Origin of the sequence: Cohnella sp. AR92 (assembly GCF_003990975.1) — a bacterium.
GTDB lineage: Bacteria > Bacillota > Bacilli > Paenibacillales > Paenibacillaceae > Cohnella.
The window spans coordinates 17,694-29,610 of record NZ_RZJR01000006.1; the positions used below are offsets into that span (position 1 = coordinate 17,694).

General features: G+C 58.2%; 12 protein-coding genes. 10 read left to right on the top strand and 2 right to left on the bottom strand.

Features of this window, described 5'->3' with window-relative positions; genetic code table 11:
* From ELR57_RS10500 to ELR57_RS10535, 8 genes are all read left to right on the top strand, one after another.
* Window positions 1–1,026 carry a 23S rRNA (cytidine(2498)-2'-O)-methyltransferase RlmM gene (locus ELR57_RS10500; protein ID WP_126959024.1) on the top strand — a complete coding sequence of 342 codons (1,026 nt, stop codon included), beginning with the start codon at window positions 1–3 and terminating at the stop codon, window positions 1,024–1,026.
* A 149-nt stretch (window positions 1,027–1,175) separates the two neighbouring features.
* Window positions 1,176–2,825: a serine/threonine protein kinase gene (locus tag ELR57_RS10505; RefSeq protein ID WP_126959379.1), complete on the top strand. Its 1,650-nt coding sequence runs from the start codon at window positions 1,176–1,178 to the stop codon at window positions 2,823–2,825.
* A gap of 212 nt (window positions 2,826–3,037) precedes the next feature.
* Window positions 3,038–3,733: a response regulator transcription factor gene (locus tag ELR57_RS10510; RefSeq protein ID WP_126959025.1), complete on the top strand. Its 696-nt coding sequence runs from the start codon at window positions 3,038–3,040 to the stop codon at window positions 3,731–3,733.
* Window positions 3,730–5,091, top strand: coding sequence for a sensor histidine kinase (locus ELR57_RS10515; protein ID WP_126959026.1), 1,362 nt, complete (start codon window positions 3,730–3,732; stop codon window positions 5,089–5,091). Before ELR57_RS10510 ends, ELR57_RS10515 begins: the two co-directional genes overlap by 4 nt.
* A 117-nt stretch (window positions 5,092–5,208) precedes the next feature.
* Window positions 5,209–6,066 carry a carbon-nitrogen hydrolase family protein gene (locus ELR57_RS10520; protein WP_126959027.1) on the top strand — a complete coding sequence of 286 codons (858 nt, stop codon included), beginning with the start codon at window positions 5,209–5,211 and terminating at the stop codon, window positions 6,064–6,066.
* A gap of 21 nt (window positions 6,067–6,087) precedes the next feature.
* Window positions 6,088–6,777 carry a GNAT family N-acetyltransferase gene (locus ELR57_RS10525; RefSeq protein ID WP_126959028.1) on the top strand — a complete coding sequence of 230 codons (690 nt, stop codon included), beginning with the start codon at window positions 6,088–6,090 and terminating at the stop codon, window positions 6,775–6,777.
* Window positions 6,778–6,779: 2 nt separating this feature from the next.
* Window positions 6,780–7,463: a GNAT family N-acetyltransferase gene (locus ELR57_RS10530; RefSeq protein ID WP_126959029.1), complete on the top strand. Its 684-nt coding sequence runs from the start codon at window positions 6,780–6,782 to the stop codon at window positions 7,461–7,463.
* Window positions 7,464–7,490: 27 nt separating this feature from the next.
* Window positions 7,491–8,264, top strand: a complete 774-nt coding sequence (locus tag ELR57_RS10535; RefSeq protein ID WP_370452247.1) for an MBL fold metallo-hydrolase — start codon at window positions 7,491–7,493, stop codon at window positions 8,262–8,264.
* Between the two features lie 20 nt (window positions 8,265–8,284).
* Here ELR57_RS10535 and ELR57_RS10540 read toward each other — a convergent pair whose 3' ends face one another.
* A complete protein-coding gene (locus ELR57_RS10540) occupies window positions 8,285–8,953 on the bottom strand; it encodes a thiamine diphosphokinase (RefSeq protein ID WP_126959031.1) in 669 nt (222 codons plus the stop codon).
* Between the two features lie 157 nt (window positions 8,954–9,110).
* On the opposite strand from ELR57_RS10540, the gene ELR57_RS10545 reads away from it, so the two are divergent.
* A complete protein-coding gene (locus ELR57_RS10545) occupies window positions 9,111–9,578 on the top strand; it encodes a low molecular weight protein-tyrosine-phosphatase (protein ID WP_126959032.1) in 468 nt (155 codons plus the stop codon).
* Window positions 9,579–9,665: 87 nt separating this feature from the next.
* On the opposite strand, the gene ELR57_RS10550 is transcribed toward ELR57_RS10545, so the two are convergent.
* The gene (locus tag ELR57_RS10550; protein ID WP_126959033.1) at window positions 9,666–10,412 is read right to left on the bottom strand and encodes an alpha/beta hydrolase; all 747 of its coding nucleotides are present in this window, start codon (window positions 10,410–10,412) and stop codon (window positions 9,666–9,668) included.
* Window positions 10,413–10,791: 379 nt separating this feature from the next.
* On the opposite strand from ELR57_RS10550, the gene pdhA reads away from it, so the two are divergent.
* Entirely contained in the window at window positions 10,792–11,895 is a 1,104-nt protein-coding gene (gene pdhA / locus ELR57_RS10555; RefSeq protein ID WP_126959034.1) for a pyruvate dehydrogenase (acetyl-transferring) E1 component subunit alpha, read from the top strand.
* The last annotated feature ends 22 nt before the right edge of the window (window positions 11,896–11,917 follow it).

Sequence of the window (11,917 nt, forward strand, 5' to 3'; positions counted from 1 at the left end):
ATGGCTGATTTTATCGCAACGGCGAACCCGGGGTTCGCCCCGTTCGCCATGGAGGAGCTGAGACGCAGCTTCTCCGGGATCCAACAATCGGGACTTGCTCCGGGTGAGACGTTCAAGGTGTCGTCCGGTCCGCTGCCGGGAAGCGAGTGGATCGAACTCCTGAAGAAGAAGGAGCCGATCTTCCTGCGGCATGTATTCCCGGTCGATCAGGAGACCGAGCTCACCGGTTCTCCGGAGGAGACGGCAGCCGCGCTCGTTCGTTTCGCTTCTGCCCATGCGGACAAGCTAAAGGGAACGACGGTCGCGGTTCAGGTTCGCAAGTCCCAGGACAGCCCGTTCCCGTTCTCGAGCGCGGAGGGCAGGGACGCGGTGGCGCCGACGCTGCGCGAGCTCGGCGCCGAAGTGGCGGCCCGGGACACGAAGTGGATCCTGTCGGTTTACGCCGCCAAGAAATCCTTGTTCATGGGACTGTCCCGTCCCGAAGACAATCTGTCGGACTGGCCGGGCGGAGCCGTGCGGTTTCGTCGCGAGGAGGGACTCATCTCCCGCGCGGCGTTTAAGCTGCTGGAAGCGGAGAAAGCGTTCAATCTGCCGCTGAAGAGCTTCGTGAACGCGCTGGATCTAGGAGCTGCCCCGGGGGGCTGGACATCGGTGCTGCTCGACAGGGGAGTGAAGGTCACGGCCGTCGATCCGGCCGAGATGGACGAATCGCTTCTGCTGAATCCGCACCTTCGGCATATTCGCAAGAACGCCGCCGAGGTGAGCTTCGCGCCGGGCTCCTTCGACTTGCTCGTCTGCGACATGAGCTGGGACCCGCATCACACGTGCCGGATCGTCTCGGAGCTGGCTCCGGCGCTATCGGCCGGAGCGTCCGGGATCATAACGCTGAAGCTCATGTACCGCAAGCCGATGCACACGATCCAGGACCTGCTGCAGGAATACAAGAAGCACTTCGAGATCCGCAAGGTGAAGCAGTTGTTTCATAACCGCGAAGAGGTTACAATATGGGTAAAGCGTCGGCCGTAACGCCGACTTCGGGAAAGCATCCCGCGATGGAAGTGGAGCTCAATACGGCTCCGCTTCCGACGCGGGATTTTTTTGTTGCAGACATAAACCGGGAGCAGGCTACGAATGGTATGAATGAGTTCTGCTCTTCGCGGAGAGGATGGGCGCCAATGGGACCGAAGCAATCGATTGACGGACTCCCGAAGACGGGAGAGCTGTTCGCGGGAAGGTATCGCATGCGGGCGAAGATCGGACAGGGCGGGATGGGCAGCGTGCTGCTCGCGGAGGATGAGCGCCTTGGCGGCAAGCTAAGAGCTCTTAAGTTCACCTCGAACCCGAGAGAGGAAGAGGAGCGCGGAGACGAAGGTTTTATTGCCGAAGCCACCCTTCTCAGCCAGCTGCAGCATCCGAACCTTCCTCAGATCGTCGATTATTACGGGCCTGCCGGTACAACTCCGCCCTGCATCGTAATGGACTATATCGCGGGAGAATCGCTGGCTTCGCGCTGGCTTCATCATGGCATGCGCTTGCCCTATCGCGAGATTCTGAACGCGATGCTCCAGCTATGCGATGCGCTTCGCTACCTTCATGCCCAGAGGCCGCCGGTCGTGTTCCGGGACTTGAAGCCGGCCAATGTCATGATCGATCATCAAGGTCGGGCGATCCTCGTCGACTTCGGCATTGCAAGAAGATATCGTCCGGAAGCGTCGGCGGATACGATGAGGCTGGGAACGCCGGGCTTCGCCGCGCCGGAACAGCTTCTGGGCGAGCAATCCGACGAACGAACCGACCTGTACGGGCTCGGCGCCCTTGTATACTATTTGCTGTCCGGAGGAGAGCTGGCTTCCCACGGCTACCGCGCGGAAGCCTGTTACCCTGACGTCCCCCGGCGGTTTCGGGATTTGCTCGGAAGGCTGCTCGCCGCGAAGCCTTCCGATCGGCCCGGCAGCGCCCAAGCCCTTTATGATGAGCTCGAGCGGCATTCGTCAGCCCCGGACTCGGAAGCGGCCATGAACCGACGGGCGGCGAGAGGACGAGAATCGAGCGGACGTGCCGTTGGTCCGGGTACTCGAATCATTGCCGTCCTGTCCGCTTATCCCGGTGCCGGTGCGACCTATTTCTCCTTGCTTCTCTCGTGGAGATTGGCGGCGCTGGGAGCCCCGCATTCTCTCGTGGAATGCCCGGGCGGCGAGCCCGAATTGTTCTCCTGGCTCGACGGCGAGCGGCGAATGCCAAGCCGTTCCGTCTTCTGCGATCCTTCCGGGATGCTCCCCATTGCGCCAGCCTGGAAGAGAGGGACGGCCCGCTACTATCCGCTTCATCCGGAGGATGGCTCGCGAAGACAGCCCGAAGGAGCCTTCGAAGGCTGGCTTCGCTCGCTCGAAGGACGCCTTGTCGTCTTGGACGTCTCCAGCCGATGGGAGCATCCCGCCGTAGAAGACTGGGTTGCCCGGCATGCGGACCGGCTTCTGTTCGTGGCGGATTCCCTTCCGCTGAAGTGGAGCGCTCGGCGTCAGAAAGCTTTGCTTCGGATAAGGCAGCTCGCCGGCAGCCGCGGGGCGGACACCGCCTGGATCGCGAATCGCGACATCCGTTTCCGCTATCGGGAGGAGTGGCTCCGGATGCTACCGGAAGCTCCTCTGCTCGCGATCCCCGATGCTCCCTACTCGGATGTCTCTCCGATGCTCTGGAACGGAGAATTTCCCGCTGCGGACGCCCGCATCGCGGCATTGATCGACAGCTTCGCCAATCATCTCTGGGAGGATCGACCTATGCCGGAATGGCGATTCGCGCCTCCCTCCAAAGGTTGGCATCGATAGAACTGGACAAGCATGTTAAAATGTAGATTAGAGTTCCTTTCCTTTCTAGGAACGGATGCTCATTTCTCGCACGCGACGCGGGGAATAGTGGGTCTAACCGATCAAACGGAATCCATCAGCTTCGAATCGCATGCAAGCAAGAACGCGAAGAGCCATATCGGAGTGTAGAACGCTTCGAATTCCGGAAGCAATCGAATACGATGAGGTGTATCATGAGCGAGAATATATTGATTATCGAAGACGAAGACGGCATTGCCCGCATTCTTCAGCTTGAGCTGGAGCACGAAGGCTATTCGGTGGAGCGGGCCAAGGACGGCCGGTCCGGCCTGGAGATGGCGATGGCGGGAGGCTGGGATCTCATGCTCCTGGACGTCATGCTCCCGGGACTTAACGGAATCGAGGTTCTCCGGCGCGTCCGGCAGAACGATACGGTCACGCCGATCATCCTGTTGACCGCGCGCGATACGGTTCCGGACAAGGTTAGCGGCTTCGAGCACGGAGCGAACGACTATGTCACGAAGCCTTTCGCCATGGAAGAGCTGCTGGCGCGGGTGAGAAACCTGCTGCGGATCTTCAAGGCTTCCCGCGAAGGAGAGACCGAAGACGTGCTGCGCATCGGCGATCTGACCATCGAGCTGATGACGCGCAAGGTGTTCCGCAAGGATCACTCGATCGATCTGACGCCGCGGGAATTCGAGCTGCTGCTCTACCTGGCGCGGCATAAGAACGAAGAGAAGACCCGGGAGGAGATCCTCTCGGACGTGTGGGGCTACGAATACATCGGCGACACGAACGTGGTGGACGTCTATATCCGATACCTCCGGCAGAAAATGGACAAAGGCTACCGGCATAAGCTTCTGCATACCGTCAGAGGCGTCGGTTACATGGTGAAGGAGCCCGATGCATGACGCTTCGCTCTCGGTTTACGCTATTTACCGTATTCTGGTTAATCTTTATTCTTATCCTCTATAACATCTTCGTCTACTTCTTCGTGATTCGGGTAACGACGCGCGGAGAGATGCAGATCATGGCGAACAAGACCGACCTGATCGTGGAGACGCTTCGCAAGAACCAGATGGAGGGGATCGAGGATCCCAAGCTGCTCAGCGACATGTACAACGCCAACGAGATGATGAGAATCGTCAACAAGGACATGGAAGTCGTCAACATCGTCGGCATCGACAAAGAACTCAAATCCATTACTCCGGTCATCAGCAACGTGGTGCGCAACGAGACGGTTCGAATCAGCGGACAACGGGTTCTTATCTATTCGGAGCCCCTCTACTATCACGATCAGCTGTACGGGGTCGTGGAAGGCATTCGTCGGCTGACGGTGCTGGACAGCTACCTTCAGATTCTGGTCGGCGCCCTTAGCGTGACTAGCGTCGGAGCCGTCGTGTTCGCGATATTCGGCACCTATTGGTTCACGTCCCGGCTGACGGGCCCGATCGGCCAGATGGTGCAGACGATGAAGGAGATCGACCGCAGCGGGAAGCTCCATCAGGTGAAGCTGGGGCGGGAAGAATCGATCGAGCTGCAGCAGCTCATCCGGGCGTTTAACCAGATGATCGACCGCCTGGATCGGACAATCGAGAGGCAGAAGCAATTCGTTGCCGACGCATCCCATGAGCTGAAGACGCCGCTCACGGTCATCGGAAGCTATGCCGATATGCTTAAGCGTTGGGGCAAGGACAACAACGAGATCCGCGACGAGGCGATCGAGGCGATCGCGAACGAGACGGAGCGGCTGAAGAAGCTGACGCATTCGATGCTGACGCTGGCCGAAGCCGAGCAGGACGATTGGCTCCATATGGACCGGTTCAACGTAGTCGTTGTACTGAGAGAGCTTGCGAATATTCTCAGCACGACGTTCCAGCGGGAGATCCGGGTGCATTCCTCGACCGCGAGCATCATGATGGTAGGAGATAAGGACAAGATTCGCCAGCTGGCTCAGATCCTCATCGACAACGCGCTGAAGTACAGCAAGGAGCCCGTCGATGTCCGAGTGAGGCCGGAGCGCAATCATGTCAAAGTGGAAGTAACCGATTACGGGATGGGCATTGCCGAGAGCGAGATCCCGTTCCTGTTCGAAAGATTCTATCGAGTGGACGAAGCGAGGCATCGGACGACCGGCGGCAGCGGGCTTGGCCTATCCATCGCCAAGAAGATCGTCGACGTGCACGGCGGGCATGTGGAAGTGTTCAGCAAGATCGGCGTCGGCACGACGATCGTCATCCAATTCCCTCGCAACCTTCATCATAATTGAAGCGAAGAGCCGGCTTTCCGTTCGACGGGAGGCCGGTTCTTGTCGAATATAAAGACAATGGCGCTTGCTCCTGGGCTTCAACTCCTTATAATAAGGGAAAGAAAGGATGGATGACGGATGAAAATGAGAGTGTCCGCCGTGCAGTTCGAGCTTCGGGATGTCGACAGCTTCGAACAGCTCGCCGAGCAAGTCACCCACTACGTTAGGAATGCTTCCGAATACGGAGCCAAGTTCGTGCTTTTTCCGGAGTTCATAACGACTCCTCTTCTTGCGATCGGGGATAAGACGGGGAAGGGACAACCGATCACGACCCTCCCGCAGCATACGGATCGCTATATCGAGCTCTTCTCAGGGCTGGCGGTCGAATACGGCATGTATCTGATCGGCGGAACCCATGTGACGCAATCGGGCGATCGTCTTCGCAACACGGCTTTTCTTTTTACGCCTCAAGGGCAGCGCCTAACGCAGGACAAGATTCATATCACGCCTTCCGAGAGGGAGGAATGGAACGTAACCGGCGGAGATGGCGTCGAGGTATTCGACACGGAATACGGCCGAATCGCCGTGCTTACCTGCTACGATATCGAGTTCCCGGAGATCGTCCGCATGGTTAGGGCGAAGGGGGCGGACGTCATCTTCTGCCCGTCCTGCACCGACGACCGGCATGGCTTCTACCGCGTGCGCTACTGCTGCCATGCGCGCGCCGTCGAGAACCAGGTGTACATCGTGACGACGGGAACGGTCGGCTCGCTTCGCAAGGTCGATTTTATGAGGGCCAATTACGGCCAAGCCGCCGTTATTACCCCGAACGATATCCCGTTCCCTCCTCGCGGCATTCTCTGCGAAGGCGAGATCAACGAAGACATGCTGATTACGGCCGATCTGGATCTGTCGCTGCTGGACGATGTGCGCAAGGCCGGCTCGGTCACGACTTGGCGCGACCGCCGCACCGACCTGTATCCGGATTGGGCCTGATCGCCGAAGGGAGAGCTCGGCATGTTCAAGCAATGGATGGCGTACGACGGACAGCGCTTCGTTCCGGCCGTGATCCGCAACTATAACGAAAGCGACTTCGCCGGGCTGATCGACGTGCAGGCGCTGAGCTTTCCGCCTCCGTTCCCGTCGGAGCTATGGTGGAACGAGGAGCAGCTAAGCGAGCATGTGTCGCGATTCCCGGAAGGGGCGCTGTGCGTGGAGATGGAAGGACGGATCGTCGGTTCGATGACCGCGCTTCGCCGCACGTTCCGGGAAGGCGATCGCCACGATTGGGCTTCCGTTACGGATAACGGCTACATTCGCAACCATGAACCGGACGGAGACACGCTCTACGTGGTCGATATCTGCGTCGCCCCTGCCTATCGCCGGTTCGGCCTCGGCAAGTGGCTGATGCAAGCCATGTACGAGACGGTCGTCCATCTCGGCTGCGACCGGCTGCTAGGAGGCGGGCGGATGCCCGGCTATCAGAAGGCGGCGGCGGGCATGACTCCGGAAGAATACGTGAATCAGGTGAAGACGGGCGAGCGTACCGACCCGGTGCTGACCTTCCTGCTTCGCTGCGGAAGGATGCCCGTCGGCGTCGTGCGCGATTACTTGGAAGACGAGCAGTCCGGCAACAATGCCGCGCTGATGGAATGGCGTAACCCTTTTGAGTCCCGTACATACCGAATAGAGAGAAGGAGCGAATAACGATGACCCTGCAATATCACAAAATCGCCTCGATCGAGGACCCTTACTTCGCGAAGATGCATCATCTGATGGGAGAGGTTTTCCCGCCGGAAGAGGTGCTTGCTTACGAGCTCTGGAGAGAACCGCTGCTCGATCCGACCATTCAAGTGTTCGTCGCCATTCAGGAAGGCGAAGTCGTCGGCGCGACCGAATACCGTTACCGGCCCGAGCTTCAAGTGGCTATGACGGACTTCACGATCATCGGAAGAGCGGGTCTCGGGATCGGCCGCTTCCTCCTGGTGGAGCGGGAGAAGCACCTAAAGCAGTTGGAGCGGGAATCGGGAACGGCCTCTCTCGGAATGTTCGCGGAGATCTACAATCCGGAGGCGGACGCGACGGCTTCCTTGTCCTTCGGTTCGGTTCAGCCGATGCATCCGTCCGTTCGGCGGGAAGTGCTGTCGCATGTCGGCTACAAGAAGCTGGACATTCCTTACGTTCATCCGAGCTGGGATCACGAAGGCAAAGCCGTGCAAGGGCTCGACTTCTGCTTCCGTCCGGCGGACGACAGCCTTGAGTCGCTGCCGGCGTCGCTGCCGGCGAGATTCCTGCGCTGGTACTATTCGGCGCTTCCGAATAAGCCGCGGGAGTGGGAAGAGATGATGGAGAGCCTCGAGAAGAAGGATAAGGTGGCCTTGCTGCCTTTGTAAAAGCTTAGCAGGATGGGAATGACACGGATGAAAATTACTTTTCTAGGGAATGGAGATTCGCTCGGCACTCCGCGGGTCTATTGCGAATGCGGGGTCTGCGAGGAGGCTCGCGCCGGCGGCCGGAATGTTCGGCTCCGTCCGTCGGTGTGGCTGGAGTGCGAAGGGGAGGAGCCTATGCTCCTCGACTGCGGACCGGATTGGCGCCTGCAGATGGAGAAGCTCTCCGTGAAGAACGTCAGTCAAGGGCTGCTGACCCATGCTCACTTCGACCACATCGGCGGTCTGGTGGAATGGGCGGACGCCTGCCGCTGGCTGGATGCGACCGCGACGGTCCATACGCCTAAGGAAGTGATCAAGGAAGTGCTGGACCGCTTCCCGTGGATCGGTTCCCGGCTGAAGCTGACGGAGAACGACGGCGGCATTCGCTACGGGGGATGGACGATCGTTCCCTGGAGAGTCAATCACGGGAAGAACGGTTATTCCTACGCTTATCGGTTCGACCATTCCGCAAGCGGCAGAAGCTGGGTCTACTGCTCGGATTCGTTCGATATGAGCGTCGAGGAGAAAGCTCCTCTGATGGGAGTCGATCTCCTCGTACTGGGTACCAGCTATTACCGCGAGCCTTACGAACGGGAAACGCGATCTTTATACGATGTGGTCGAGGGGCTGGAGCTCGTCCGCGAAGCGGGGGTCGGGCAAGCCGTGTTCACGCACCTGTCTCACGATATCGACATGCGCATGGATTACGGATTGCCTGCTAATGTCAGACTGGCGACCGAAGGGCTCGTCCTGACGATATAAGGAGGTTGCTGGCGGAGGAATCAATCGCGGCATCGGATCACGAGCAAACGGCCTTCGCGGAGATGGATCGTTCCGCTTGGCTCGGCCAGCAGATTGCTGACTCCCAGCGACATCCCCGTCCGCAGAGTCGCTTCGTTCAGCGGATACTGGAAGCCATCGAGCGTAATTCCGCTGGCTACCGGCGTCATTGGCAGAAGCGAGACGACGGGATAGCGGTCGGAGATCTCGATATCGCGGCTGCCCGGACCCGACAGGAGGCTGATCTCGTTGTTCTCGTCGCAGAGCGAGGCGTCGCAGCCTTCGGCGTCGGCGATGGCGAGAAGCTGGACGTTCGCCAGGCTGTGGTCGAAGCGGGTGCCGAGGCCGCCTACGATCTTGATCTTCTTGAAGCCCCGCTTGATGGCTTCCCTTATCGCCAGCTCCGTATCCGTCCAATCTTTATCGATCGGATCGTAGGCTTGACATTCTTCCGAAGCGTCTTGGACTTGCTTGAACTGCCGAGCGTCGATCGAATCGAAATCGCCAAGCGCCAGATGAGGGCGGAAGCCGTGCTGGACCAGGTAGAACGCTCCCCGATCGGCGCCGATCAAGTAGTCGCTATCTTGAATCAGCGAGATCGACCAATCGCCCAATTGTCCCCCTGTGAATATAAGGGCGCGCTGAGTCGCCGATGTTGCCGATGTTGCCATAACCAGATAAGCCTCCTATAGTAGAAATGCTTTGGACTTGCTTGCAAGCAGCAGCCCTTGGCAGCAATTGCGGAATTTCCCTTAAGTATAACGCAGACAAGGCGCAAGCGCCTAATCATTAACGAGATTAACGGTCTTGGAAGAGAGGAAGAGAGAGATGTCGTATTCGGTGCTGTTCGTATGTCTGGGCAATATATGCCGTTCTCCCATGGCGGAAGCGGTATTCCGCGACAAAGCGGGGAAGGCGGGTCTTCGGGACCTGACGATCGATTCGGCCGGAACGGGAGACTGGCACATCGGGAAGCCTCCCCACGCGGGAACGAGAGGAGTGCTCGATACGAATCGAATCTCCTATGAAGGGATGCGGGCCAGGCAGCTGAAGCGGGAGGATGGCGAGAAATTCGATCTTATCGTTGCGATGGACACGAACAACGAGAGGGACATTCGGTCCGTCATCGGATCCGATTCCCGGGCGAAAGTCATCCGATTCCTCTCGCTCGTTCCCGAGAAGGGGTTGGACGACGTGCCCGATCCGTATTACACGGGCAACTTCGACGAAGTGTTCGAGATGGTCGGAGAGGGCTGCGATCGTCTGATCGATAGAATCGTCGATCGTAAACAATAAGAGCCGTCCCGGAGGTCGTATCGACCAAAGCAGAGACAGCTCCTTAAACGAGAACAGCAGCCGGCATGCTTGCCGGCTGCCGTTCGTTTACATATGAGCTTCCGGCCCAAGGAACGCGCCGAGCGCCTCCGGAAGCTCGGATTGCCAGAAGCCCCACTTGTGCTCGCCGTCCTTTTCCCGATAATCCACGTATGCTCCTCTTGCGACGAGCGCTCTTCTCGCGGTTCGATTCAGTTCAACGAAGTTGTACGTTCCGTGATCCGTCTCGAACGAGTTCTCTTGAAGTCCGACCGTCATCCATAAGGCAAGCGAGGACAAATCGCCGGAGGCCTGGATCTCGCGCAGGATCTCATCGTAATAAGCGCCGGACAGGGACAGGATTCGGGCGAAGAGCCCCGGGTAATGAAGCGCCAGGGAGAGGCTCGCGGCGCCGCCGAGCGAATCGCCCGCCAGCAGTCTCTCCTCCGGGGTACGGCGGACGGAGAAGTTGGCTTCCACATAAGGGAGCAGCTCCTCCGCGAAAAACCGCAGATAAGCGTCGTGGCGACCGCCTCCGGTTCGATACTCCGACGTGCGGTGCGATTTGTTCACGTCGACGCCGACAATAATATAAGGATCCCAATCCTCCTCGAGAATCAAGCGGTGGGAGATGGTCGCGATTCTTCCGAAGTTGAAGAAGTCCTCGCCGTCCTGGCAGTAAATGACCGGATAGCTGAGCATTTCCTGATAGCCTGGCGGAAGATAAACGCGGATCGACCGCATTCCTTCCTCCAGAATTCGACTCGGAACCTCGTGTCGCACGATCGTTCTTCTGGTAAGCGATGGTTCACTCATCTGACGGATTCTTCCTTTCTTGGCGATAATTCTACGTATGGCCAGCCGTCGGCATGGGTACACCATAGGGATAGCGGCGGGATTTGTCAATAGGAATCGCGGTTAACGCCCGGGTTGGGAGAAGGGAGTCGATGGTCGGCACGCGACGGCGAGCAAAGCCGAAATCCTTGCGCGCGAACGGGATGTAAGCTGTTCCATTGTTAATTGTATTACTGTGTTATATATATAAATGAAATCTGTACTACAAACATTTTGGTAGACAAAGTTAAGCTAAATCAAGAAAAATGGCTATTTTTCTTTGACCAAACGAGTTATACAGCGTTATAATAATCCTATAACAGAAACTCCTCTTCCACAATTCTAGACGAGGTGAGCGATAATGAGCAAAGGTTCTTTGGACGCCCCGGCAAAGCCGGTTAATTCTCTTTCGCACGAGGTGCACTCGGAAGATGTAACCCCGTTGCAAGTATTGTCTCCTGAAGGCGAAGTCATCAACCCGGAGTTCATGCCGGACCTGACGGACGATCAGCTTAAGGAAATCATGTACCGCATGGTCTTCACCCGCGCTTGGGACGACCGCGCGATCAATCTGGGCCGTCAAGGACGCCTGGGCTTCTATGCTCCGGTATCCGGACAAGAAGGCACGATGGTCGGCAGCGAATACGCCCTGACGAAGGACGACTTCGTATGCCCGGGCTACCGCGACATGCCGCAGCTCGTATGGCACGGCCTGCCGCTGTATCAAGCATTCCTTTATTCCCGCGGCCATCAGCATGGCGGCCAGATTCCGGAAGGCGTTAACGTACTCATGCCGCAGATCATCATCGGCGCGCAAATCCTGCACGCTACCGGCATCGCGATGGGCTTCAAGCTGAAGGGCGAGAAGCGCGTAGCCATTACTTACACCGGCGACGGCGGTTCTTCGGAAGGCGACTTCTACGAAGGCCTTAACTATGCGGGCTCGTTCAAGCTGCCGGTTATCTACTTCGTGCAGAACAACGGCTATGCCATCACGACCCCGTTCGCGAAGCAAACGGGCGCCCAATCGATTGCGCACAAAGCGCTGGCAGCGGGCATCCGCGGCCTTCAAATCGACGGCATGGACGTACTCGCGGTTATCTACGCGGTTCAACAAGCGGCGGCGATCGCACGCGACGGCGGAGGCGCTACTCTGATCGAAGCGCTGACGTATCGTTTCCGTCCGCACTCGATGTCCGACGACGCGACCAAGTACCGCACGAAGGAAGAAGAGCAAGAGTGGAGCCTTCGCGACCCTCTGATCCGCTTCGGCAAGTACCTGGAATCGAAGGGCCTCTGGTCCGAAGAAGACACGGCCCGCGTCAGGGAAGAAGCGAAGAATACGGTTAACGAGCACATCAAGAAAGCCGAGCAAACCGAGAAGATGACGGTTAACGGCCTGATCGACAGCATGTTCGAGACCACGCCTGCTCATCTCGAAGAGCAAAAAGCGGATTTCCAATAATACGTAACAGCCGATAAACCAT